The organism is Mycolicibacterium sp. 624 (assembly GCF_040548615.1).
Lineage (GTDB): Bacteria > Actinomycetota > Actinomycetes > Mycobacteriales > Mycobacteriaceae > Mycobacterium.
In genome coordinates this window covers 729,594-752,976 of sequence record NZ_JBEPRZ010000001.1, presented here as the reverse complement: position 1 = coordinate 752,976, position 23,383 = coordinate 729,594, and the positions used below count along the sequence as shown (strand labels likewise).

23 protein-coding genes are annotated in these 23,383 nt (G+C 64.2%); 14 read left to right on the top strand and 9 right to left on the bottom strand.

Annotated features, from left to right (window positions below; genetic code table 11):
- Positions 1–78: 78 nt before the first annotated feature.
- Positions 79–891: an APH(3'') family aminoglycoside O-phosphotransferase gene (locus ABIA65_RS03350; RefSeq protein ID WP_502919509.1), complete on the top strand. Its 813-nt coding sequence runs from the start codon at positions 79–81 to the stop codon at positions 889–891.
- Between the two features lie 73 nt (positions 892–964).
- On the opposite strand, the gene ABIA65_RS03345 is transcribed toward ABIA65_RS03350, so the two are convergent.
- Entirely contained in the window at positions 965–1,819 is an 855-nt protein-coding gene (locus tag ABIA65_RS03345; RefSeq protein WP_354522620.1) for an alpha/beta hydrolase, read from the bottom strand.
- 94 nt (positions 1,820–1,913) lie between these two features.
- Here ABIA65_RS03345 and ABIA65_RS03340 point away from each other — a divergent pair, with 94 nt between their 5' ends.
- Positions 1,914–2,510 carry a TetR/AcrR family transcriptional regulator gene (locus ABIA65_RS03340; protein ID WP_354522619.1) on the top strand — a complete coding sequence of 199 codons (597 nt, stop codon included), beginning with the start codon at positions 1,914–1,916 and terminating at the stop codon, positions 2,508–2,510.
- A 120-nt stretch (positions 2,511–2,630) separates the two neighbouring features.
- The gene (locus ABIA65_RS03335) at positions 2,631–2,966 is read left to right on the top strand and encodes a hypothetical protein (RefSeq protein ID WP_354522618.1); all 336 of its coding nucleotides are present in this window, start codon (positions 2,631–2,633) and stop codon (positions 2,964–2,966) included.
- A 92-nt stretch (positions 2,967–3,058) separates the two neighbouring features.
- Here ABIA65_RS03335 and ABIA65_RS03330 read toward each other — a convergent pair whose 3' ends face one another.
- From ABIA65_RS03330 to ABIA65_RS03310, 5 genes are read right to left on the bottom strand one after another with little or no spacing between them, the layout of a single operon-like run.
- On the bottom strand, positions 3,059–3,718 hold the full coding sequence (locus tag ABIA65_RS03330) for a type II toxin-antitoxin system RelB family anti-toxin (RefSeq protein WP_354522617.1): 660 nt from the start codon (positions 3,716–3,718) through the stop codon (positions 3,059–3,061).
- A gap of 8 nt (positions 3,719–3,726) precedes the next feature.
- Positions 3,727–4,803, bottom strand: coding sequence for an ABC transporter ATP-binding protein (locus ABIA65_RS03325; protein ID WP_354522616.1), 1,077 nt, complete (start codon positions 4,801–4,803; stop codon positions 3,727–3,729).
- Positions 4,793–5,587 carry an ABC transporter permease gene (locus ABIA65_RS03320; protein ID WP_354522615.1) on the bottom strand — a complete coding sequence of 265 codons (795 nt, stop codon included), beginning with the start codon at positions 5,585–5,587 and terminating at the stop codon, positions 4,793–4,795. Before ABIA65_RS03320 ends, ABIA65_RS03325 begins: the two co-directional genes overlap by 11 nt.
- Complete coding sequence (locus ABIA65_RS03315) at positions 5,584–6,483, bottom strand: ABC transporter permease (protein WP_354522614.1); 900 nt, start codon at positions 6,481–6,483, stop codon at positions 5,584–5,586. The genes ABIA65_RS03320 and ABIA65_RS03315 overlap by 4 nt, the downstream gene beginning before the upstream one ends.
- A 9-nt stretch (positions 6,484–6,492) precedes the next feature.
- The gene (locus tag ABIA65_RS03310) at positions 6,493–7,569 is read right to left on the bottom strand and encodes an ABC transporter substrate-binding protein (protein WP_354522613.1); all 1,077 of its coding nucleotides are present in this window, start codon (positions 7,567–7,569) and stop codon (positions 6,493–6,495) included.
- A gap of 191 nt (positions 7,570–7,760) precedes the next feature.
- On the opposite strand from ABIA65_RS03310, the gene ABIA65_RS03305 reads away from it, so the two are divergent.
- Together ABIA65_RS03305 and argH are read left to right on the top strand one after the other, a co-directional pair.
- Positions 7,761–9,026: an NAD(P)/FAD-dependent oxidoreductase gene (locus ABIA65_RS03305; RefSeq protein ID WP_354522612.1), complete on the top strand. Its 1,266-nt coding sequence runs from the start codon at positions 7,761–7,763 to the stop codon at positions 9,024–9,026.
- Positions 9,023–10,459 carry an argininosuccinate lyase gene (gene argH / locus ABIA65_RS03300; protein ID WP_354522611.1) on the top strand — a complete coding sequence of 479 codons (1,437 nt, stop codon included), beginning with the start codon at positions 9,023–9,025 and terminating at the stop codon, positions 10,457–10,459. The genes ABIA65_RS03305 and argH overlap by 4 nt, the downstream gene beginning before the upstream one ends.
- 297 nt (positions 10,460–10,756) lie before the next feature.
- On the opposite strand, the gene ABIA65_RS03295 is transcribed toward argH, so the two are convergent.
- The 3 genes from ABIA65_RS03295 to ABIA65_RS03285 all read right to left on the bottom strand — a co-directional run bounded on the left by ABIA65_RS03295 (position 10,757) and on the right by ABIA65_RS03285 (position 12,290).
- On the bottom strand, positions 10,757–11,176 hold the full coding sequence (locus ABIA65_RS03295; RefSeq protein ID WP_241402068.1) for a nitroreductase family deazaflavin-dependent oxidoreductase: 420 nt from the start codon (positions 11,174–11,176) through the stop codon (positions 10,757–10,759).
- A gap of 116 nt (positions 11,177–11,292) precedes the next feature.
- Positions 11,293–11,694 carry a pyridoxamine 5'-phosphate oxidase family protein gene (locus tag ABIA65_RS03290; protein WP_354522609.1) on the bottom strand — a complete coding sequence of 134 codons (402 nt, stop codon included), beginning with the start codon at positions 11,692–11,694 and terminating at the stop codon, positions 11,293–11,295.
- 38 nt (positions 11,695–11,732) lie between these two features.
- Entirely contained in the window at positions 11,733–12,290 is a 558-nt protein-coding gene (locus ABIA65_RS03285) for a hypothetical protein (protein ID WP_354522607.1), read from the bottom strand.
- A gap of 87 nt (positions 12,291–12,377) precedes the next feature.
- Here ABIA65_RS03285 and ABIA65_RS03280 point away from each other — a divergent pair, with 87 nt between their 5' ends.
- The 9 genes from ABIA65_RS03280 to ABIA65_RS03240 all read left to right on the top strand — a co-directional run bounded on the left by ABIA65_RS03280 (position 12,378) and on the right by ABIA65_RS03240 (position 22,963).
- Positions 12,378–13,073, top strand: a complete 696-nt coding sequence (locus ABIA65_RS03280) for a response regulator transcription factor (RefSeq protein ID WP_354522605.1) — start codon at positions 12,378–12,380, stop codon at positions 13,071–13,073.
- Positions 13,066–14,169 (top strand): sensor histidine kinase, encoded by a 1,104-nt coding sequence (locus ABIA65_RS03275; protein ID WP_354522604.1) that lies wholly within the window; start codon positions 13,066–13,068, stop codon positions 14,167–14,169. The genes ABIA65_RS03280 and ABIA65_RS03275 overlap by 8 nt, the downstream gene beginning before the upstream one ends.
- A gap of 374 nt (positions 14,170–14,543) precedes the next feature.
- The gene (locus tag ABIA65_RS03270; protein WP_354522603.1) at positions 14,544–15,758 is read left to right on the top strand and encodes a nucleotidyltransferase domain-containing protein; all 1,215 of its coding nucleotides are present in this window, start codon (positions 14,544–14,546) and stop codon (positions 15,756–15,758) included.
- Entirely contained in the window at positions 15,758–16,411 is a 654-nt protein-coding gene (locus tag ABIA65_RS03265) for a nucleoside/nucleotide kinase family protein (RefSeq protein WP_354522601.1), read from the top strand. The genes ABIA65_RS03270 and ABIA65_RS03265 overlap by 1 nt, the downstream gene beginning before the upstream one ends.
- A gap of 120 nt (positions 16,412–16,531) precedes the next feature.
- The gene (locus ABIA65_RS03260; RefSeq protein ID WP_354522600.1) at positions 16,532–17,335 is read left to right on the top strand and encodes a class I SAM-dependent methyltransferase; all 804 of its coding nucleotides are present in this window, start codon (positions 16,532–16,534) and stop codon (positions 17,333–17,335) included.
- Positions 17,336–17,498: 163 nt separating this feature from the next.
- A complete protein-coding gene (locus tag ABIA65_RS03255; RefSeq protein ID WP_354522599.1) occupies positions 17,499–20,696 on the top strand; it encodes an arabinosyltransferase domain-containing protein in 3,198 nt (1,065 codons plus the stop codon).
- A gap of 77 nt (positions 20,697–20,773) precedes the next feature.
- Positions 20,774–21,370 carry a TetR/AcrR family transcriptional regulator gene (locus ABIA65_RS03250; protein ID WP_354522598.1) on the top strand — a complete coding sequence of 199 codons (597 nt, stop codon included), beginning with the start codon at positions 20,774–20,776 and terminating at the stop codon, positions 21,368–21,370.
- A gap of 127 nt (positions 21,371–21,497) precedes the next feature.
- Positions 21,498–22,283: a hypothetical protein gene (locus ABIA65_RS03245; protein WP_354522597.1), complete on the top strand. Its 786-nt coding sequence runs from the start codon at positions 21,498–21,500 to the stop codon at positions 22,281–22,283.
- A gap of 452 nt (positions 22,284–22,735) precedes the next feature.
- The gene (locus tag ABIA65_RS03240; protein WP_354522596.1) at positions 22,736–22,963 is read left to right on the top strand and encodes a hypothetical protein; all 228 of its coding nucleotides are present in this window, start codon (positions 22,736–22,738) and stop codon (positions 22,961–22,963) included.
- Positions 22,964–23,383: the final 420 nt, after the last annotated feature.

Sequence of the window (23,383 nt, the reverse complement as noted above, 5' to 3'; positions counted from 1 at the left end):
GGTGACCAGTATGGGTGCGGGCGCGGCTTTCTCGGTGCACCGTGAGTCTCGTCGAATCCGGTAAGCCATGATTGAGATATGCCGGTGAACGCTTGGTTGTCGACGCAGCTGTTGCCTGACGATGCGGAGTGGGTGCCCGTCACGACCGGTGAGTCCGGCGATACGGTGCTACGCGACCACGACGGTGCGCGCTACGCGAAACTGGTGACACCTGAGCGTTGTGCCGATCTGGCCGCCGAACGTGACCGAATAGTGTGGCTCGGTGATGCCGGCATTCCCGTTGGGGCCGTGCTGGACTGGCGAAGCACCGACCGCGGCGCCTGTCTAGTGACGCGCGCCGTTGCTGGCGTTCCGGCTGACCAACTCGGCGCCGACACGCTCCGCGAGACCTGGTTGTCAATCACCAACTTGGCACGCGAGTTGCACGACCTCGCCGCGGCGAGTTGTCCCTTCGACAGAAGTTTGGCGATGATGATGCCTCTCGCCCGAACAACCGTGGCCGAGAACCGCGTTCAGGCTGAATTCTTGCCGCCTGAACTGCAGGAGACCCCGCCGGCGCAAATACTGCGACACCTCGAAGACGAGTTGCCGCGCCGTGTACAACAGGAGCACGACGAGTTAGTCGTCTGCCACGGTGACCTCTGTCTGCCGAACGTTCTGGTCGATCCCGACACCCGACGAGTCTGCGGGCTGATCGACCTTGGCCGGCTTGGGCGGGCAGACCCCTATGCCGACATCGCGCTCCTTCTTACGAACGCCCGCGAGACATGGCCCGACGAGCGCACAGCCCGCCAAGCAGACCGCGAGTTCTCCGATCAGTACGGCATTGACCTGGACGCCGAACGCCTCCGCTTCTACCTGCTCCTCGACCCTTTGACCTGGCCCCTCTGAGCATTCTCGTTTCACGAACGCAGTTCAGAATCTGGCCTAGCTCGGGTCTGCCAAGCGGAAGGCACGTTCGCGCTTACAGAGGACGGCAGGTCCTGAGGTAGCTGAGGAATGAGGCCTGCAGGCCAGTGACGTGCGTCTCATGCAGGATCTCGCTGGTGACCGCTTCGCTGCGTGCGGTGAGGCGGTGAAGCACGGTGGCGGTGTTCTTCGCGAGGCTTTGGTAGACGGCCAGGTCTCCGAGAAGCTCTCGGTCGTTGAAGGTCACGTGAAGCTTGGCGGCACGCTGGCTGTCACCCATCTCTTGGAGCTGGGCGAAGACCTGACTGTCTTCAGCGATGACGCCGGGGCTGCCCGCTCCAATGCTCTCGAAGAGCGTGCTGCCGGTGAGCCAGGCGTAGAGAGTGAAGAGTCCGCCGTAGGAGTAGCCGAAAAGGCCGTGACCGCTCGCGGCTGTGCCGTAGTCGCGTGCGATCCGCGGATGCAGTTCGGCGGTGAGGAAGCTCAGGAACACATCGGCGTGCGTGTCGCGCAATTCGGCGAGGTAGGCGTCGGCTTCCTCGCGTGTCCTCATGCCCGCTTGCAGTCCCATCTCCACGGCGTCGATGAGTTCCTTGGCGATGGGCTCGCCGGGTGGCACGAAGTCTCTGTTGCGCAGCCGATCCCAGTCCTGTGCGTCCTCGCCCGCGTAGCCGACGCTGACTTGGATGTAGGGCTGGATCCGCTGCATGGGGTCCATCTGGGTGACGATGAGCGGAGCCGTCAGGCCCACGGCAAAGTTGCCGTCGAGGACATACACGGCAGGCGCTTGCGTCGTGGCGGGGTCGTATCCGGGTGGCGTGGTGACCCAGACGCCGTAGCCATGCCCACCGCTGGAACGCATCTCGAAGTAGTCGGTGTCGGCGAGACAGCCCTGCCACATGGAGCTCATCGAAGGTCCTTCACAACTCGGCCGGCCGCGCGGCACGGCGCCACAGCAGACTTTATCCATTGGATAATCATTATCCAATGGATAAACTGCGGGAGTGATCTTGTCAAGCGCGGAACGCAGAGGCGACGCACGCGACCGACTGCTGGCCCGGCTTCTCGACGCCTACGGGGAGGACCTTCCCTCGCCGGAGGTGTCGCTGCGTGAGGTCGCCGCCCGGGCGGCGACCAGCCACGCGCTGCTGCGGTACCACTTCGGGTCACTGTCGGGCGTCTTGGCGGCCATGCTCACGGTGCAGCGATCTCGTGACAACGAGGCGCTTTTCAAGACCGCCCAACAGGGCACCTTTGACGACCTCGTCGTGGCGATCTGGCGGGCCTACACCCGCCCGGAGCAGCTGCCGCGTGTCCGTGGCTTCTTTCACGTCGTAGGACTGGCCGCGCACAACCCGGACAACTTTCGTGAGTTCAGCGACTCGCTCGACGACTTGACCAAGATGCTGGCCGCGCTCGCCGAACGCGACGGGCTCGAGCCCGAGGACGCGCTGACCATGGCCACCGTCGCCGTTGCCGCGCTTCGAGGCCTGCTCTTACGGCAAGTTCTGACTCCAGCAGTCCACTCGGAGGACGAGATCGCCTTGATCCTGCGCATGTGCAAGGGCCAAGCCGGTCCACGCACACCTCCGCGGCGCTGAGAAGGTTGAGCCGCCGGTTTGTTGGGCGCTATGGTCCGCGCATCGCCGCTCCCAGGCGACAGTTGACTGAGCGTTGCAGGCGCGAGAGGGGGTGGGGCAGTGAATGAGGTCGGGACGCGTATGCGCAACCAACCCGCGCCGCCGGGGGTGGTCTTCGACGATTTGTGCGATCCCCATCGGCAGCCAGTTCGCCCGTGGATGGTGTTGCACGATGACGAAGTCGCTCCGACCGTCACCGAGGCGGATCGGCCTGACTACGTCGTGTGGTCATCACTGTGGCCCGAACGCCCCGACGCGCGTTTACGCTTCGATCTCGCGGCGGCGCGCGGTGGAACCGACCTGCGATGGACGCTGCATCTCGATGATCCGCTGCCGGAGGCCCGCTTCGTGCAGCACATGTTTCAGCGCATTGGAGAACTGATCAACGCCAATCTCCGACGCACGTACGGCCAATGATGATCGACGACCAACAATGTTGGCCGGAATGCCTGCGGGCCGATCGATGACGTGCGGCCGCAAGAGCCGCAGCGAGACGGTCTGGGTGCAGGTCAGTCAGACGCGTTTGAGTCCTTTGTACGTCGGTGGCCCTTGGGAGATGCGTCGGATTCGTAGTGCCGTCCGCTGGTGGGCGGAGAGATGATCCAAAGTGCGCGGGCCTCGGTCTTGCGTTTGTTGGTGACCAGGTGCGGGATCGACGTTTGAAATTCGATCGTGTCGCCTTCTTCTAACTGGTAGGTGTGTCCGCCGAGCTGGAGTTCGAGCGCGCCGTCGAGGATGAGCAGCATTTCCTCGGAGTCGCCGTGTGCGTAGAGATGTGGTGCGTCGCTGACGCCGGGCGGGATCTGCACTTCGAAGACTTCGAAGCGCGTTCCGCCGCGCCGGTTGAGGACTTCTTGAAGATGTCCGCCGCTGCCGCGCATGGCGACTCGGTCGGCGCGGCGCAGAGGTTGTGTGCGCCAGTTATCTTCGATGAAAAGGCTACCCGTCGAGACGTTGAGCGCGCCGGCGATCCGGACAACGGTCTCGATGGTCGCCCCGCTACGTCCGCGTTCGATTTGGCTTAGCGCACTGGCGGTGACACCAGCTCGGGCCGCGACCTGGTTGAGCGTCAGCCCTTGGCCTTGTCGCACGGAACGGAGGCGCGCGCCGAAACGTTCGCGCTCAGTGGTTGTGTCGACGTGATCACCGCCGCCCACTTCATCAATCATTCGATGCCTCAATCGACAAGTACGCGCGCTTCCTGGGATGTCCACCACAGGTGAACGGAATCGCCTGGTCGCCACAGTGTGGCATGTTCGTCGGCCAGCCGAGCGACTGCAGTGGTGCCGTCGGCAAGTTCGACCTCCACCTTTGCTGAAGGCCCGACGAAGATGGTGCGTACGACCGTGGCCCGGAGCGCGTCGGCGGATTCTGGGACTTCGCTGTGTTGGGCGGCGATGCGGAGCTTTTCAGGGCGCAGGAACAGCGTCCCCTTGCCCTGGTGGGGTTGGTTGAGCCGAATCTTGCCTGTCGAAGTGGTGAATACATCGCCCGCGCCTTCGCCGTCGAGGAGGACTGAGTCTCCGAGAAACCGTGCGACGAAGAGGTTGGCGGGCTGGCGGTAGAGCACCTCGGGTCGGTCGAACTGCACGATCTGACCATCGTTGAAGACCGCGACGCGGTCCGACATGACCAGCGCTTCCTCTTGATCGTGGGTGACGAAGATGCAGGTGCTGTCGAGTTCGCTTTGCACGCGTTTGATTTCCATCTGCAGTGCATCACGGAGACGTTTGTCGAGTGCGCCCAGCGGTTCGTCCATCAACAGCAGGGGCGGCGAGTAGATGAGTGCACGCGCGAGCGCCACGCGTTGTTGTTGACCGCCACTGAGCTGGTTGACGCGCCGCTTTCCGTACCCTCCAAGGCCGACCAGTTCCAAGGTCTCTCCCGCACGTTTTCGAGCTTCGGCGCGGGAGATGCGTCGTCGGCGCAGCGGGTACATGACGTTCTGGTCGACGGTCAGATGGGGGAACAAGGCGTAGTGCTGGAAGACGACGCCTAGTCCTCGCTTGTGGGCTGGTGTGCCGCTGAGGTCCTGGCCGTTGACGGCGATCGAGCCCGACGTGATCGGGGTGAAGCCGGCGATCAAGTTGAGGGTGGTGGTCTTGCCGGAGCCGGAGGGACCAAGCAGGGTCACGAACTCGCCGGCGTTGATTGACATCGAGATGTTCTTGACTACGTCGCGGCCGGCGTAGCTCTTGTACAGATTCTTGAGCTCGACTGGTGCGCCGATGCCCCGGGGGAGTCTAGTTGGCATCTTTGGCCTTTCGTGCCGCGTACGTGAGGACGAGCGTGACGCCGATGGTTGTGACAGCCAGGATCAACGTGGAGGCTGCGGCAATCGTGGGATCGGTGTCGCGGATCAGAGTCGAGTACATCTGAACCGGCAGCGTCCTCAGGGAGGGGTCCTGGATGAACATGGACAGCAGTACCTCGTCGAAGGACGTGACGAAGGCGATGAGGGCTCCCGCGGCCACCCCGGGTGCGATCGCTGGCAGTGTGACCAGAGCGAACGACGTGATGGGAGAGGCGCCCAGGCTGGCGGAGGCGTCCAGTAGGCGGTCGTCGAAGCTGGCCAGCGAGGCGCTAACGGAGATTACGACGAACGGGAACGCCATTAGCGTGTGGGCGAGCACGAACCCGAGGTAGGTGCCGACGAGGTGGCTGCGCAGGAACAGTGTGTAGATGCCGACGGCGATGACGACGCCGGGGATGATCAGGGGCGCCAGGAACGTCAGTCTTAGCAGCGCGGAATACCGTGTCGACAGGCGGCGCAGTCCCAAAGCTGCTGCAGTGCCGATGATGACGGAGACCACGCTGACGACGACGCCGATGAGCAGGGAGTTGGTCAACGAGGTCGACCATGCCGAGTTGCTGAAGAATCGCTCGTACCAACGCGTCGACCAGCCGCTGGGCGGGAACTCGAAGGACGCCTTCTCCGAGAAGCTCAGGGGAACGACGATCAGCACCGGCAGCAGCATGAACGCCGCGACCAAACCTGCTGTCAACCAGAGGAAGATCCGGGTCAGTGTGCGGGTCATCGGTTGGCCCTGTTCCGTAGCGACGACGCCAGGGCGACTACGCCGAAGACTGCCGCGACGACTCCCAGGAGCACAACACCCATGACTCCGGAGCGCCCGAAGTTCAAGCTGCGTGCAGTTTGGTCGTAGATGGCTTGTGCGATGAGCGCTTCCTGCGGAGATCCGAGCAGTGCGGGAAAGATGTAGAACCCCAAAGCTGATATGAAGACCACGATGGATCCAGCGGCCACGCCGGGCAACGACAGAGGCACGTAGACGGTGAAGAAGGCCACTGACGGTCTGGCGCCGGCACTTTCGGCGGCCTGCAGCAGTCGCCGGTCGATGTTGCGGATGACGTTGTACAGCGGTAGCACCATGAAGGGCAGCAGCACCTGCACCATGCCGATGAGAACACCGGCGGGGGTGCGAATCAGGTGCACCGGGCCCAGGCCGAGCACGTCGAGGCCCTTATTGAGGGTGCCGGTGTCCTGCAGGATCACGAACCAGGCGAAGGTCCTGATCAGGGCGCTGATCCAGAACGGCAACACCGCCAGAGCAAGCAACAAGACGCGCATGCGTGGGCCGACGAGCGTCATCAAGTACGCGTACGGATAAGCGATCAGCAAGGTGATGACGGTCGTCAGAATCGCAACCACCACGGTGCGCCACAGCATCGCGCGATTGACGTCCGAGCCGAAGAACCACACGTAGTTATCCCAACCCCAGCGCGGTTGGGAGAAGCTCTGCAGGATCCCGACGGCGACGGGATAGACGAACAGCAGGGCAAGTACCGCCAGTGCCGGGACGAGAAGCCCCAGCACTAGCAGTCGGTCGCGTCTGCCGTCCGCGGCGGCCGTCGACGGACCATCGTCGGACGGCCCCGCGGCCGGTCCAATGGGAACGGGTTGTTGAATCATGACGAGGGCTTAGGCTCCCGAGACCCAGCCGTTGTAGGAGTCGTCGAGCATCTTGTAGTTCTGCCCCCAGTAGTTCATGTCGATCTTTACCACCTTGTCGGCGTAGGCCGGGTTGGTGATCTGGAAACTGCCGGCGTCACCCTTGTAGGCGGGCGTGGCCTCGGTGTTGACCGGACCGCTGCCGTTCATCGCGGCGAACTCGTTCTGCTGATCGACGCCGAGATAGAAGTTGATCAGTGCCATAGCCGCTTTGGGATTCTTGACGCCTGTGGGCACCGCCAGCGACTCGTAGGTCGAGAACGCCTGGTCCCACATGACCGCGACTGGCGCACCGGACTCGGCGGCCCCTCGTGCGCGGCTGGTCCACACGATTCCCATGTCGACCTCGCCGGATTCCAGCATCTGCTGGGCTTGCGATCCCGATGTATAGAAAACCAGATGATCGCGAATGCTGTTGAGCTTGCGGACTGCCCGCGGCACGTCGAGCGGGTACAGGTTGTCCGGGGATACACCGTCGGCCAGCAGTGCGGCCTCGAACACCCCTGTGTCGGTGGACTGCGAGACCGCTCGCTTGCCCGGATACTTGGCGACGTCGAAGAAGTCCGCCCAGCTCGTCGGCGCGTCGCCGACCTTGTCCTCGTTGAAGGCCAGGACGTCGCCGAACACGTTGGCGGGCACCGAGCAGTCGGTCGCCATCCCCTCGGGGACCTGGCTCTTGTCGATGATCGACCAGTCCAGCTTCATCAACTCGGTTCCGCAGCGGGTTGGCGTGTAAAAACCGTCGACGTCAACGACGTCCCAGCTGACCTGCTTGTTGGCGATCTGCGCCTGTAGTTTGGCGTACTCGGTCGGACCGTCATCGAGAACCGTTGCGCCGGACTGCTTTGCGAACGGATCCATCACGCTCGTCTTCTGCGCATCCTGGTAGGCGCCGCCCCACGACACGAAGGTCAGGGTCACCCCGTCCAAGGCGCCTTCCTTGACCTGACCGGCAATGGCCGGACCGGATCCCAGATCGACGTCTGTGGGGGCACTGGAGCCGCTGCAGGCCGTTCCCGCCGCCGCGACCAGAGCGGCAAAACCCATACAAGCAAGCTTGATTCGCACTTTTCGTTCCAATCTTCGACGGGCCCGGATTTCCCCAACGGGGCGGCCTGTGGCTTGGTGTGACGCAGCTTATAACGGCATCGGAAATTTGGCTACACTTCATTTTTTGACTGCCACTTCAACCGCTGGTTTACTGGCGGACCTGTTTGGCCGAGGCAAGGAGGTACGGCATGACGCAGTCGGTCATCGTCATCGGTGCTGGCCCAATTGGGCTGCTCAGCGCCCTGGCGCTGGTGCGGCGGGGGTGCGAGGTCACCGTCGTCGACGCGGGCGCGCTCGGCAGCGGAGGCGCCCGGTGGAACGCCGGAGAGGTCGTACCTCGCGACGTCGATCCCGTCTCCAGCGTCGGCTTTCTGCGCAAGGGTCTGAGCGGGTTGGTGGCCCCCCGGCGCGAGCCGTCGCTGACGGTCGGTCTGGGCGACGTGGTGACCCAGGCTGGGTTCTTCGCGCAATTCGCCTGGAAGAGCCGCCCGAGCCAATACCGTTCAGGACAAAGGGCTTTGGTGTCGCTGGCGCACGACACCTATGAGCTGCTGGACGACCTGGGCCAGGCGGGGGTGGACGTCCGCGCCCAGGGTACCCAGTTCCTGTACGTATTCGGCTCGCTCTCCACCGCCAGTGCGCGCAGAGACGAAGACGTGGCCAAGGCAGACACGACCGGAATGCCGGTTCCCGAGCCGATGCTCGGTCACGATGAACTCAAGGATCGCGAACCGCAGCTCAGTGCTGCCGCGGCTGCCGGCTACCTCCAAGAGGGGCACCGGTACCTCGATCCGCAGCGGTTCACCGAGTCTGTGATCACGGTCTTGAAGCGGTCGTCGGTCAGCTTGATCGAGCGTGCCCCCGTGCGTTCGATCCAGGTGGGAACCGATCACGTCGTCGTGCGCACCCCGAATCGCCGGTTGGCCGCCGACCACGTCGTGATCGCCGCCGGTGTACGTTCGGCTGAGCTGGCACGCCCGCTGGGAGCGCGGCTCCTTCTGGAGAATGGACGTGGCTACAGTCTTCGGACGAATCTAGCTCTGGCGAATCGAAACACGCTGCTGCACTTCAACGATGTACACGTGGTGGCCAGCCCGTTCGATGACGAGCTGCAGTTGGCCGGGCAGATGAACTTCTCCCGGCGTCACATCGAGCCCGACGTCTTCCACACCCGAATCCTCGACGCGGCGGCACGGTATCTACCGGCTGTCCTCGATGCCGGTGTGCACGACAGTGGTCACGGGGTCCGGCCCATGACCCCCGACGGTCTGCCCTACCTCGGGCGTATCACCTCACGGGTGTCGGTGGCCGCGGGGCACAACATGATCGGCTTCACGTTGGCGCCCAGCACCGCCGAGACCGTCGCCGGCCTCGTCACCGACCCCAGCGCCGTGGTCGACGATGCGTTCAACCCATTCCGCTTTTCTGGCAAGTTCGGAGGACTACTGAGATGAGCTCCTTTCGGGATCGACTGCAGCGTCAGCAGGATCCGATTCTGCGCCGGATGGCCGACACGCAGATCGCCTACGAACTCAAGCACACTCTCGGCTACCACTTGGCGATCAATCGCGCCCACGCGTTGATGCTCGCTGAACAGGACATCCTCTCCCATGACGATGCCCAAGCAATCGTGGCAGCGCTCGACGCCCTGGGCGGCGACCCGGCAGGCCTGGGCGCCGATACCGATGCCGAGGACTTGTTCTCGGTGATCGAATCTCAACTGGTCGACAAGTTGGGCATCGAGGTCGCCGGCCGACTGCACACCGGTCGCTCTCGCAACGACTACTACATGACGGTCAACCGCATGGCCATGCGCGACGCGCTCGACACGCTCGCCTCAGCACTGCAGGCCTTGAACGCGGTGTTGGTGGACCGTGCCGCACAGTTCGTGACGCTGACGTTTCCTGGTTACACGCACAACTCGCAACAGGCGCAACCGGTCACGCTCGGGCACTTCCTGCTGGCTCACTTCGATGCCTTCAGCCGCGACCTCGATCGGCTCCAAGCCTGCCGTGAACGCACCAACCAGAGCCCGATGGGAGCAGCCGCGCTCGCCGGAACGGACTTCCCGCTCGACCGCCAGCAAGTCGCGGATCATCTCGGTTTCTCAGGCCTGGTCGAGAACACTCAGGACGCATCCGGGATCCGCGACTACCAGATCGAGGCACTTGGCGTCGGAGTCGTTGCGGCGCTCAACGCCAACCGCTTCACCGAATCGCTGATCATGTACGCCACCACCGAGTTTGGACTGATTACGCTTGACGACTCGCTGTGCGGTGTATCCAGCATCATGCCGCAGAAGAAGAACCCCGTCGCCCTCGAGCACGTGGAAACACTGCTGCCGCGACTGCTGGGCGCGATGACCATCTCGGCGACAACGCTGAAGAGCACCACCATCGGCATGAGCGAAGAGGCAATCTCGATCGACGGGGTCGGACTTGACGCCATTCACGCGCTTGCGGAAGGACTCGAACTGCTCAGTCGTGCGGTGGCCACTTTCACCGTGAACGACGGGGTCGTCGCCGACCGTCTGCGTAGCGGACTGTTCACGGTCACCCAAGTGGCTGACTTCTTGGTTGGCTCAGCCGGACTGCCCTTCCGGCTGGCTCACGGCGTCGTCGCCCGCGCGATCGGGGAGTGTATGAACCACGAAGTCAACATGCGCACCGCCGACGGGATGCAGGCCTTCTACGATGCGCTCGCCCGAAGCTACGCCGATCAGTGCCGCACACCGCTACCGGCAGATGCCGCGACCGTTGCAGAACTGCTAGATCCCGACTACGGCGTCCGAAAACGCGAACTTGCTGGTTCACCCGGCGTCATCCCGGTAACTGAGATGATCCGGGTCCGCCGTACGGCACTGCGTGAACGCGTTGACCAGGACTGACGCATCGCGTTGTAGAGCAACCGAGGTGATCGTCAGGATTCGATGATGTTGGCTTGTTGACCGCCAGCCCCGCGCCTGAATGAAGCGGGAGTTGGGAGCGGAGGGTGACCCCGGCAACGGACGTCGGGTCGACAACTGTGCGGCTGAGGCGCAGATCCGGCTGGCTCGCGCCGCTCCGCGGAGTAAGACGGGCCCTATAAAGTAGGCGCGTGAACCCGCCCGCCAGTCGCGGGTGAGGAACAGTGTCAGATGTAGTCAACTGTTCCGGGACTGAGATCAGTTCCGGAGGTCGGCTCTTCAGTGCGATTCGGCGAGCTTCACTTTCAGGTACTGCGAGATTCCGACGCGCTCATAGGTCCGTCGTTGCTTCGGCGAGATCATCGGCAAGGCCGTCGAGGCGTCGATCAGTTCGGGTTTGGTCACGTCGTGTGTTTCGCCATCGGCCGACAATGTGGCCCTGCCGGCGGCGAATACGTTCTGCAGCCAGTCCACTTGGGTCCCGTATGCCAGCGGAATGATGTACCCGTCCGGTATGCGCTGCGCTCCTACCGGGGTCGAGTACTGTTTGCCGGACTTTCTGCCGGTATGCCGGATGGCCGCGGCATATGAATTCTCTCGGCCGGCGCGCGGGCGCATAAGCGAGTTGAGGAAGTACTTGTTGAAAGTACGAACCGCACGCAGCAGGGGGCGGGGCCAGGTTCCTGGAGCGATTGCCACGCCCCCGACAGTACTCGTCGGACGCGCACGAACGTGCTAGCGCTGGAGGCCGCCTTCGGCGGGTGGCAACCGCCGATCTAGACCGGCAGCGAGCTGGCGTGGTGCGTCGACGGCCCTCAGATGTCGCGCGCCTCGCCGTCGGGGATCTCGGGATCGATATGCCAGCTGATAACCCGCTCGGGTTGTATGCGCAAGACGTCGTGGCTGAACCAATCGGGCGCAACGGGAGGTTCGTCGACGACTACGGCTTCGGCGTAGCCGCGAACCTCGACCCCGCGACCCATGCCCGGCTTAATCGCATCGGGTGTGTCAGGTGTCATGTCGTCAACGACCAGGCTGACCTTCGGATGTGCCAACGCGTTGCGGAATCGCTGTGTAGCGCGGTGATTAGGACCGCCGATGTCAATGGTCCCGTCAGCATTGAGGCGGAACCCAAGGGGACGGACGTGGGGGACCTGGCTGTGGACATGAAACTTGAGAAGCCACAGGAGCTGTGGCTTCTCAAGTTTGATGGCCATTTCTCACTCCAGATCGGGCACCGATGAGTTTCCCGTTTTCAGCCCGGCATCCCGTTGCCCGGTAACGCGGCGGTGAAGAGGTCGTTGCATGCCTCCTGCGCGGGCTTGAGCTCTGGAATGCTGTGGGCGCTGACGTCGCCCCGCATCTGCGTGGTGTCGATGAGGGGGTCACGTGGGGTAGCGGGGTCTGGGAAGTCCGGCACGCCGTGGTCGCGGACGCATTGGGCGAATTTGACTGCGGCGTCCTGCTGTTCGGGGGTGCGGCCTGCGTCGCTCCAGTGCGCCGGTTGCAGGTTCTCACACACGTCGACCGCCCTGACCCACACGTCCTTCGGCACTGAGATTCCTCCGTAGGACACCTGTCCTTGTGCGTTGGGGCTCGGGAAGTCCGCGACGCCGTTGGCTCGCATGCACTCGGAGTACTTCGCCGCCTGCTCTTGGGCGACGGGATTCGTGCCGCCTCCGCCGTCTGGGGCGGCGCCGGCCTGGGCGGCTATGGACAAACCGCCCGAGCTGATCAGGGCGGCCATGGCAAGGGTGACCAGGGACCGTCGTGTGCTGCGGGGTGCGGTGTGTGCTGAATTGCTGTGTGTCATGGTCGCTAGTCAAGGTCTTGCGGTGTTGTCAGCGCGTATGCGGTTTTCGATATGCCGGCGATATGCGATGGCTCGTAGGTTGAGAGAATGCGCGTGTTGGTCGTCGAGGATGAGCCCTACATGGCGACCGCTATCCGCGACGGGTTGCGTCTGGAAGCGATCGCCGCTGACATCGCCGGTGACGGCGACACCGCGCTGGAGTTGCTGAGCATCAACGCCTACGACATCGCCGTCCTGGACCGCGACATTCCCGGGCCTTCCGGTGACCAGATCGCCGAACGCATCGTCGCGTCCGGAAGCGGCACACCCATCCTGATGCTCACCGCTGCCGACCGGCTCGACGACAAGGCCTCCGGGTTCGAACTCGGCGCCGACGACTACCTCACCAAACCCTTCGAACTCCGAGAGCTCGTGCTGCGCCTCAGAGCGCTCGACCGCAGGCGCGCAAACTCCAGACCACCCGTGCGAGAGATCGCAGGGTTGCGGCTGGATCCCTTCCGGCGCGAGGTCTACCGCGACGGCCGCTACGTCGCGCTCACCCGGAAGCAGTTCGCGGTGCTCGAAGTTCTCGTCGCTGCCGAGGGTGGTGTCGTCAGCGCCGAAGAGCTACTGGAACGTGCGTGGGATGAGAACGCCGACCCGTTCACCAACGCCGTTCGCATCACAGTCTCGGCGCTGCGCAAACGGCTGGGCGAACCCTGGATCATCGCCACCGTGGCCGGTGTCGGCTACCGCATCGACGCGGCACCCGGCACCAAACATGAAGGAGGCGTCGGTGAATAGAACCCCTGGGGTGAGTGTCCGCCTCAAACTCACCCTCAGCTACGCGGGGTTCCTTATGTTCGCCGGGGCCTTGCTGCTCGCCGCCGTGTGGCTGTTCCTACTGCGCTACGTCCCCGACCGTATGAAGATCATCCCCGGAAGTACGAACAACACGATGACGGATGGTGTGTTTCCCATCCGATCCAACCTCCTGCATGCCTTCGCTCCCGCTGCGGCCGCAGTGCTGGCGTTCCTGCTGGTGTTCGGTCTCGTCGGAGGGTGGCTTCTCGCCGGCCGGATGCTCAATCCCCTGGCGCGCATCACCGAAGCCACCCGGGTAGCCACCAACGGATCACTCTCGCACCGGATCCGGTTACCGGGCCGCAGAGATGAGTTCCGCGAACTCGCCGACACCTTCGACACCATGCTGGAACGGCTCGAAGCTCACGTGGCCGAACAGCGGAGATTCGCAGCCAACGCCTCCCACGAACTACGGACGCCGCTGGCGATCACCCAGACTCTCCTCGACGTGGCCCGCCACGATCGCAACCACAACACCGGCGAACTAGTCGAGCGTCTCCACGCCATCAACAGCCGAGCGATCGACCTCACTGAAGCACTGCTGCTGCTCAGCCGCGCGGACCAGCGGTCCTTTACCCGAGAACTCGTCGACCTGTCACTCCTCGCCGAAGAAGCCACTGAGACACTCCTGCCCCTGGCGGAGAAGCATGGTGTCACCTTCGAGACCTCCGGCGACGTGACCCCTGCGATCGGCTCGCCCGCGCTCCTTCTGCAGATGACCACCAACCTCGTTCACAACGCGATCGTCCACAACCGGCGCGAACAAGGCACCGTGTGGGTGACGACCAGTCTTCACTCCAAGAGCGTGATGCTCACCGTCGAGAACACCGGCGAAAAGCTCACCCCACAATCGGTTTCCACGCTCGCCGAGCCATTCCAACGCGGCGCAGAACGCATCCGCACGCACCACGAAGGTGTCGGCCTTGGCCTGGCAATCGTGAACAGCATCGCCGAGGCACATGACGGAGCCCTTACCGTGACCCCGCGCACTGCCGGCGGTCTTCGCGTCACCGTGCAACTACCCGCGCGGCCATAGGACAGCACGCCGGCGGTGATGCAGGCTGCATCATCGAGTCGCCTTGGTCATCGGCAAAGTTGAGTCAGTTGGCTCCACAGTCTCCCGGGTGGCGTGGCGATATTGCCTACGGTTGTCTGGACGATGAGACGACGGTCGGCAGTTGAACCATCCCGCGTGTGATGCGTACCTCCGGGACTTCCAAGCGGCGAGATTAGCGAGGAACTCCCAAGGAACCCTTGCCCACACTGCCCGCTTCGCAAATCACCTGCTTCAGCGCATTGGCGAACTCATCAACGCCAACCTGCGCTACGCCTACAGCCAGACCACGCTCCACATCGATGATTTCGATGGAGTCGTCGCGGTGATGCCCCGGCAGAGTTGACACTGGGTTCATGGGTGAGCAGTGGACGGTCGTCGCGGAGCGTCTGGTGATGCAGCGGTTCCCGGAGGCCCGCGCGGCCTGGCTCGGCGGAAGCGTGGCGGCAGGCGAGCAGACCTCGACGTCGGACTTGGACATCACCGTGCTCCTGGACGGACCGCCGGCGCCATTCCGGTCCTCGGAAGTGCTCGATGGGTGGCCGGTGGAGTTCTTCGTGCAGACCGAGGAATCGCTCCTGCATTTCTGTGCCCAGGACCGCGGTCGCCGGCGGCCGACCACGATGCGTCTGGTGGGTTCGTCCATCATCTTGATCGACCGGGACGGGTCTGGCCGACGGCTGCAGGCAGCCATGCACCAGCTCGACCTGGACGGCCCACATTCAGCGACCGACCCCGATTTGGAGAGTCAGCGCTACGCGATCACCGACATGCTCGCTGACATGGCCGCCGCTCGAAGCGATGACGAGATGCTGATCGTGGCTGTGGCTCTGACGTGGGCGGTGGGCGATTTTGTGCTGGCTGCTAACCGGCGGTGGAGCGGAAGTGGTAAGTGGCTGTTGCGCGAGATCGTTGCCCTCGATCACGTCGCGGATACGCGGTACGCGCCCAGCCTGACCGATGGGATGCGCGCCGCCGCAGCAGGTGATCCGAAACGGATGCACGGCGTCGCGCTGGCGATACTCAAGGAATTCGGCGGGCCGGTCTTCGACGGCTTTCACCGACGCCCTCCACCAGAGATCGTGACAGCCCTCGGCGGGTTCCAGGTTCAGCCGATGACCGAACATGACGCTCACCGGGTGGCGGCCTGGCGCTACGACGGGCGATGGTCGATCTACGACTTGTCCTCAGCGCAGCCGATTCTCGAGGATCTGGTGAACTACTTCGCAGTCACCTCGGGGGAGCGCTTGGTGGGCTTCTGTTGTGTCGGTGAAGCGGCTCGAGTCCCGGGCTTGACTGCGGACCCTGCCGTTGTCGACATCGGTCTTGGTATGGAGCCCGATCTGGTCGGTCACGGCCACGGTGTCCCCTTTGGCCAGGCCGTGCTGACGTATCTCACCGAGGCTTACCCGGAAAAGCAGTTTCGCGCCGTCATCCAGGCGTGGAACGAGCGCAGCCTCAATCTGGTCGGCCGCCTCGGGTTTGACGACGCGGGAGAGTGGTCGACTATCCAGGGCGGCCACCCAGTTGGATACCGAATCCTCATGCGTCCGATCAGAAGCGGCAGGTGATGGGTGAGCCCAAGGTCTTCCAGGCTATAGCCCGCCGTATCCCCATCTTGGGTGATGGACGGTGCTGGCGCATCGGTGTCGATGGACCCGACGGCGCTGGCAAGTCCCGCTTCGCACACGATTTGGCCCAGTTCCTCCACGTTGACCGGTCCCACCCGGTGGTGAGTGTCTCCATCGACGACTTCCACCACCCCACATCGGTTCGCCATCGACAGGGCCGCCACTCCCCAGAGGGGTTTTGGGCTGACTCCTACGACTACGAGCGCTTCCGCGCCGATGTCCTCGAACCGTTCGCGCCCAATGGATCACGCCGCTACCGCACCAAGTCCTACGACCACACCACAGACACCATCGTCAATCCGCGATACCAAGTAGCACCACCGAACACCGTCCTCATCGTCGAGGGCATCTTCTTGCATCGCGACGAGTTGGTGGATGCTTGGGATGTCACCGTGTTCCTCGATGTGGCATTCACCGAGACGGCACGCCGGATGGCTCTGCGTGACGGTACGCCCGCCGATCCCGATCACCCCGACATGAGGCGTTACGTGCACGCCCAGCGCCGCTACTTCGACCAATGCCAGCCACAACAGCGAGCCACCATTCTGATCGATAACAACGAGCTGGGTCACCCACGGCTCATCCGAGGGTGACCTGATGGCCACCGCTGCAGCGCAGAACGGAGACCTCATCGTCCGAACGAGAGAACCCGGCCCGTGTCTGACTTCATATCGCCCTTCCGTCCCGGAATCGGAAAGGGCAGGGTGGCGAGCGTGACCGACTCTCTCGGCAGACCCCGTGACGGCCTGTTCACAGGAACGGCCTGGCACTACGCGCGATACCGGCCCGGCTATCCGGCGGCGTTCTTCGCCGATCTAGTCGCCCGGTTCCACCTCGATGGCACTGGGCGACTTCTCGATCTGGGCTGCGGCACCGGCCAACTCACCCTCCCGCTCGCTGAGCACGTCACTGAAGCTGTCGGCATGGACCCCGAGCCCGAGATGCTCGCCGAAGCGGCTAGACAAGCGCAGGCGGCGCACGTCACCAATGTGGCGTGGACGCAGGGAAGTTCGGCGGACCTTCCGGGCGAGCTCGGACGCTTCAGGCTGGTGACCATGGGTCGCTCATTCCACTGGATGGACCGCGAACGCGTCCTGACGGCGCTCGGTGGCATGGTCGATCCCGAGGGCGGGCTGGTGATCGCCAACGACAGCTGCCTCGTCCGGCCGACCACGGCATGGCAGCACGCCATCGAGGCCTTCCAAGACCGCTTCCTGCCGACTGACTGGCGGGCCGGCAGCCCGAACGTGTCCGACGCCGGCGAGCCGCACGAGGAGCTGCTGGCTCGCTCGTCGTTTCGCCACGTGCGTCGGCAGGTTTATGAATTCACGCGTGCGTGGACGATCGAACAGGCGATCGGCTATCTCTACTCGACCTCACTGCCACTGCGCCGACTGCTGGGCGACAGGCGGCCGGCATTCGAACAGGAAGTCACCGACGCATTGCTCGCGATCGAGCCGAGTGGGCAGTTCACCGAGCCTGTCGCCTTAGAAGTCCTGACAGCAACCAAGGGATAGTGCTGCACCGCGCTCGACCAGTCACCGGAACTGCCCGCGCGGACTGTCGAGTTGACTGTAGCAGTTGTTTCATCTACAACTCGAGGGTGAGGATTTCGGTGGGTGCTCAGGTCTGGACGGGCTATCGAAGCCCTGTGATTGCGGCGGCCCAACACCTTTCGAGGTGAACCACCCGTCGGGCAGTGCCCGGTCCACTGCCGCCCTGCCCCGCTGGATCGCGGCAATTGCGGGGATCGTCGGTTTCCTGCTGTCGGCGGTGACGCCGCTACTGCCGGTGGTGCAGACAACCGCGACGTTGAGCTGGCCACAGGGCGGGCAACTGAACAGCGTCACGGCGCCGCTGATCTCGCAGTCCCCAGTCGAGGTGGCGGCGACCGTGCCGTGCGACGTGATCTCCCGGTTGCCCCCGTCTGGTGGTTTGGTGTTGGGCACGGCGCCGCAGGACGGTAAGCAGGCTGCCCTCAACGGATTGTTCGTCTCGGCCTCCGCTGAGCGTGTCGATGTGATCGATCGAAACGTGGTAGTGGCCAGCGTGTCCCGCGATCGTGTGTTGTCGGAAGGGTGTCAACGCATTGAGATCACGTCCTCGGAGGCGGGCACGTTCGCTACGTTCGTCGGCCTCACCGAGGCCGCGACCGGGCAGGACCTGCGCACCGGCTTCGCCGACCCCAACCTGCGGCCGACGATCGTCGGAGTGTTCACCGATCTGTCCGGGCCCGTACCGCCGGGATTGTCACTCACCGCGACCATCGACACCCGGTTCAGCAGCACCCCGACACCGATCAAGCGGGCTGCGATGTTGGGCGGGATCGTCGCGACGATCGTCGCGTTGCTTGCGTTGTGGCGCCTCGATCGGGCTGATGGTCGCCGGATGCAGCGGCTGATCCCAACCAGGTGGCGGACATTCAGCGTCGTCGACGTGGTTGTCATCACGGCCTTCGTGGTGTGGCATGTGATCGGCGCGGGCTCCTCTGATGACGGCTACCAGAGCCAGTACGCCCGCACCGCGGGGCACGCGGGCTACATGTCGAACTATCACCGTTGGTTCGGCAGTCCGGAGGATCCGTTCGGCTGGTACTACGGTGTCCTGGCCTGGATGCACAACGTCAGCGACGTCGGCATCTGGATGCGTCTCCCCGACCTGATCTGCGGGTTGGTGTGCTGGTTGCTGCTCTCCCGAGAAGTCCTGCCGCGGTTGGGGCCCGCAGTCGCGACGAGCAGGTCGGCGATGTGGGCGGCAGCACTGGTCTTGCTGGGCGCCTGGATGCCGTTCAACAATGGGCTGCGCCCCGAGGGGCAGATCGTCACCGGCGCGTTGATCACCTACGTGCTCATCGAGCGGGCCATCATCTCGCGTCGACTCACCCCGGCCGCGCTGGCCATCGTGGCGGCGGCGTTCACCCTCGGGATTCAGCCCACCGGACTGATCGCGGTCGCGGCACTGCTCGCCGGCGGTCGGCCCATACTGCGCATCGTGGCCCGCAGGCGGGCCAACACCGGTCTGTTGCCACTGTTGGCGCCGCTGGCTGCCGCGGGGTTCGTCGTGTTGACGGTCGTATTCGCCGATCAGACGCTGGCCTCGGTCATCGAGGCCACCCGGATTCGGACCGCGATCGGCCCCAGTCAGGCGTGGTACACCGAAAACCTTCGGTACTACTACCTCATCCTGCCGACGACCGACGCATCGATCGCACGCCGGTTCGGCTTCCTCGTCACGATGTTGTGCGTTCTCACGACCGTCTTCATCATGTTGCGGCGCAAGCGGATCCCCGGAATCGCACGTGGTCCGGTGTGGCGACTCATCGGCATCTTCTTCGCGACCATCTTCGCCCTGATGTTCACCCCCACGAAGTGGATCCACCATTTCGGACTGGTCGCCGGTATCGGCGCCGCCATGGCAGCCCTGGCCACGGTGCTGGTGTCGCGTCAGGTCATGCGGTCACCGCGTAATCGCATGGCGTTCGTCGCCGTCGTCTGCTCGGTTCTGGGACTGTGCTTCTCGTCCATCAACGGCTGGTGGTACGTATCAAATTTTGGTGTGCCATTCGGCAATTCGATGCCCTCGATCGGCGGCATCACCATCAGCACCATCTTCCTCGGCCTGTTCGCCCTCACCGCCGTGTGGGCCGCCCGCTGGCACTTCGCACCCGAGCGCGGTGAGAGCAAGGTCGCCGGGGCCGTGACCCATGCCCCCATCGTGGCGGCCGCCGCGCTCATGGTCATGGTGTTCGTCGGATCCATGGCCGTTGGCGTGGTGCGCCAATTCCCCAGCTATTCCAACGGTCTCGCCAATGCCCGGTCACTGACCGGGGGGTGCGGCCTGGCCGACTACGTTCTCGTCGAGCCCGATCCGAACGCCGGCTTCCTCACGCCCTTGGCGGGCAATGCCGGGCCACTGGGCCCAGTGGGTGCAGAGCAGTCGACCGGTTTCACCGCGAACGGTGTGCCGATTCACTCGGTGGCCGAGTCGATCTGGGCGAGTCAACCGATGCCGGGCACCGACTACGACTGGGACGCGCCCACCACGCTCACCACGCCGGGAATCAACGGATCCACCGTCCCTCTGCCATACGGCCTGGACCCCGCGCGCGTTCCGGTCGCCGGAAGCTACACGGCGGGTCCGCAGCAGCAGAGCCGACTGACGTCCGCGTGGTACTCGTTGCCGCCCGCCGACAAGGCCCATCCCCTCATCGTGGTGACCGCGGCGGGAACGATCAGCGGCAACAGCGTCGCCCACGGTCATACGGACGGTCAGCGCGTCGACCTCGAATACGCACGCATGGGTCCCGGCGGGTCACCAACGGCCGCAGGGCGTCTCGTCCCTGACGACGTCGGGCCCACGCCGTCGTGGCGGAACCTGCGCTTTGCCCGCTCCGACTTCCCCAGCGATGCCATCGCGGTGCGGGTGATCGTTGAGGATCACTCGTTGAACCCCGGTGACTGGGTCGCGATCACGCCGCCTCGAGCACCGGAGCTGCGATCAGTCCAGCAGTTCGTCGGCTCCCAACAACCCGTGCTGCTGGACTGGGCGGTCGGTTTCGTCTTCCCGTGCCAGCGCCCCATGCAGCACGTCAACGGCGTCACCGAGGTACCGCGCTACCGGATCTCCCCGGACTACCGACCCAAACACAATGACACCGACACCTGGCAGGACGGCCGCAATGGCGGCCTATTGGGCATCACCGACCTACTCCTGCGGGCTCAGGTCATGCCGACCTACCTCTCCGATGACTGGGGCCAGGACTGGGGGTCGCTGCGCCGACTGGAGCCCGTCGTCGACGCCGAGCGGGCGGACATCACCCTTGGCACCGCCACCCGTAGCGGACTGTGGAGCCCGGGGCACATCAGGACCGGGGCCTGAAAGCCGGTCTTGTCGAGCACATTGAGGGAGCCGCGGGCACGCCGTCTCGAAGGCGAAGCATTGTTACAGTAATCGGCGTGCCTCGCCCGATCGACCACGCGAAACGCGAAAACCTCCTCGACGAGGCCACCGAAGTCCTGGCGCGCACCGGCGTGGTCGACACATCACTGCGGTCACTGGCGACTGAGATGGGGACCAGCGCCCGCATGTTGATCTACTACTTCGACAGCAAGGAGAACCTCATCCTGTCGGTGCTCCGCCGACAGGTCGTCGTCGAGACCGTCCTGCTGTCCACCGTCGAGGAGTTCCGGCAATGGTGCCTCGACGACTGGCAGGTGGTCACCCGCGGCCAGAAGCGGGCTAGCGTGAGGATTCTCGAGCAAGTCTTTGGTGCCGCGTGCGGCCAGGACAGCCCGTACGCCGAGTACACCGCAGCGACCCTGGCCCATCTGGTCCGCAATTCACAGGCCCGTCTGGAAGCCATCGGCATGCCGCCCGAGCTCGCCCTAGCTCGATCCCGCCTGGCACTCGCCGCGATCCAAGGACTCGTCATCGAGTACTTCACCACCGACGACCCCAGCGCCGTCGACGAGACCTACCGCCAACTCATCGACGACGTCCTTCTCGCCCCGTACACACCGGCTACCGCTACTCGGCGTGGCCGCCGCGGTTGAACTCTCAGTTCCCTCAACGCTTCCCGGCGGGCGCCATGTCGCTGTCCTCGGATCCAGAGAACGTGGCATGTCCGCTCCCGGCGGCGGTTAGGCTGCCAGCGCAGAACACACATCAGGGGGAGTTGCGTTGGTCGAGGTGTTAGCCGACGGATGGTGGGCCTATCGGCTGGGCGGGGCCACTTTCGCGCTGATCTTTCCGATTGTCGGCGCGCTGCTGCTGCGTGTCGGCATCCATCGCCGTCGCGCCTTCGACCGTTGGAGAAGCGGCGACGATGACCGGCTGCCTCACCCGCAGGCCTCGCCCGACGGCGAAGGCGGTTTCGACGACGAGTTCGATCCCCGCCTGCGCGACGACTACGACCCCGACTACGACTACGACTACGAGGATCTCGCGCCGCGGCCGTCCCAACCGCCAGGCAAGGGAACGGTGTTCATCGTCGTGGGCGCGGTGGTGCTGGTTCTCGGCGCCTTGCACGTCTTGTCAACACTCGCGGTGCCGCGCCCCACAGCTGAGGTGCGCAGTGTCGACGTCGGGCAGTGCATCACCGCGCAGGCCTACGCGCAGGGCCGCATGGATGCCGAGCCTGTCGACTGCCGCCGCTCCGATGCCACAATGGAGCTGGTGTCCAAAGGCGACGGCGAAGCAACGTGCCCGGACGGCTCACGCAACAGCTCCCTCTACCCGGCGCTGATCAACGAGGTGCGCACACACTGCTTCGCGCTCAACTTGCATGAGGGGTACTGCTACGCCATCGCCGGTACCTTCGCTCCAGCCGACTGCATCGTCTCCGTCGCCAACGTGAGAGTCGCCCGCCGCGTTGACGGCACCAGCGAAGCTGTCGGATGCCCCTCACCGGCCCGGGTGATGTCCTACCCCGAACCGGCGCGGACGTACTGCTTCGTCGCGCCGTGAACGACACGCGCGATCGCGATCAGAACGACAGCGCCTCCCTCACTGCACATGCTTACAAACGAAAAGCGTTGGCGTAAAGTGTATTACACGTGTAGGCAACGTTTTGATCATTGAAGATGAGCGCAGTTCAACCTGGATTTGCAGATAGGCGAGAGCGAGGCGCCGTTATAGCTGGCACGCGACATCGGTGTTCTCAGCTGAACTCTGGGTTGCACCCGGTCGTCCACAGCTGGACGGAGGTCAACGGCCAACTCCAGGCCCAACCATCCAGAAACTAGGAGCAAGCGTGAGCGCAGAGGAAGAAGCATTCGTCCAGGCCATCAAGGGACTGCAATCCTGGCGCGGACTGGACAGTAATCAACCTGGATGTCTGCGGCAACGTTGGCACCCTCGGGTATACCCAGTCCTGGGATAGCAGCGGGTTTGGACCGAAGATCTCAGGACGGGCGGGGATGGCAATGTTCGCTATTCGGGAAGCGACCGCTGACCCGCAGCGAGGCGCCTGGCTGACCGCCCAGGTCACGATTCCCAGGACCGGCACAGCCGCATTCACCTACGACTGGATGAAACAGCCCGCGTGGGAGGGCATCGACGGCCTCGCCCAGGCGCTCTACCTTGACGATCTCAAGGCGTTCCCCCGCACGCCGGAGAACATTCCAGGCTGGTACCCAAAGCCCTAGTCGCCGGTGGTACGGCCCTTGCGAGGCGCCACGGCGCCGTTATATCGCGCTGGCACCGCGGAATTCCCAGTCGGCGGACTCGCCATGACTCCGCACAAGCAGATCGTGGATCCGCCGCAACCCAGCGTCGATGGGGCGTGCTCGAGTCGAGGCGGGAAGCTGTCGATGCTCGCCAGCAGGGGTGGATGCAAGCTGTCGCATACCGGTGGAATGAATTCCGTATCGACGAGTCACCCCGGCAGATTTCAGTATGGTTGACAGAACTTTCGCGCTAAGCCTCGGAGGGCCGAATGCAAGCTGGCGATGGACTTGGTCAGCATTCTGCTGATGAATCGACTGATGAAGGTGCAGCTGCAACGGCATCCAAAGATCCAGTCGTCCGCGTCCCAATCGGAACTCACACCGTCAACGTTTCGGCCG

Coding starts and splice junctions, on each gene's coding strand:
- ABIA65_RS03350 (WP_502919509.1), top strand. CDS start 79: ATGCCGGTGAACGCTTGGTTGTCGACGCAGCTGTTGCCTGACGATGCG.
- ABIA65_RS03345 (WP_354522620.1), bottom strand. CDS start 1,819: ATGAGCTCCATGTGGCAGGGCTGTCTCGCCGACACCGACTACTTCGAG.
- ABIA65_RS03335 (WP_354522618.1), top strand. CDS start 2,631: ATGCGCAACCAACCCGCGCCGCCGGGGGTGGTCTTCGACGATTTGTGC.
- ABIA65_RS03330 (WP_354522617.1), bottom strand. CDS start 3,718: ATGATTGATGAAGTGGGCGGCGGTGATCACGTCGACACAACCACTGAG.
- ABIA65_RS03325 (WP_354522616.1), bottom strand. CDS start 4,803: ATGCCAACTAGACTCCCCCGGGGCATCGGCGCACCAGTCGAGCTCAAG.
- ABIA65_RS03320 (WP_354522615.1), bottom strand. CDS start 5,587: ATGACCCGCACACTGACCCGGATCTTCCTCTGGTTGACAGCAGGTTTG.
- ABIA65_RS03315 (WP_354522614.1), bottom strand. CDS start 6,483: ATGATTCAACAACCCGTTCCCATTGGACCGGCCGCGGGGCCGTCCGAC.
- ABIA65_RS03310 (WP_354522613.1), bottom strand. CDS start 7,569: ATGGGTTTTGCCGCTCTGGTCGCGGCGGCGGGAACGGCCTGCAGCGGC.
- ABIA65_RS03305 (WP_354522612.1), top strand. CDS start 7,761: ATGACGCAGTCGGTCATCGTCATCGGTGCTGGCCCAATTGGGCTGCTC.
- argH (WP_354522611.1), top strand. CDS start 9,023: ATGAGCTCCTTTCGGGATCGACTGCAGCGTCAGCAGGATCCGATTCTG.
- ABIA65_RS03290 (WP_354522609.1), bottom strand. CDS start 11,694: ATGGCCATCAAACTTGAGAAGCCACAGCTCCTGTGGCTTCTCAAGTTT.
- ABIA65_RS03285 (WP_354522607.1), bottom strand. CDS start 12,290: ATGACACACAGCAATTCAGCACACACCGCACCCCGCAGCACACGACGG.
- ABIA65_RS03280 (WP_354522605.1), top strand. CDS start 12,378: ATGCGCGTGTTGGTCGTCGAGGATGAGCCCTACATGGCGACCGCTATC.
- ABIA65_RS03270 (WP_354522603.1), top strand. CDS start 14,544: ATGGGTGAGCAGTGGACGGTCGTCGCGGAGCGTCTGGTGATGCAGCGG.
- ABIA65_RS03265 (WP_354522601.1), top strand. CDS start 15,758: ATGGGTGAGCCCAAGGTCTTCCAGGCTATAGCCCGCCGTATCCCCATC.
- ABIA65_RS03240 (WP_354522596.1), top strand. CDS start 22,736: ATGGCAATGTTCGCTATTCGGGAAGCGACCGCTGACCCGCAGCGAGGC.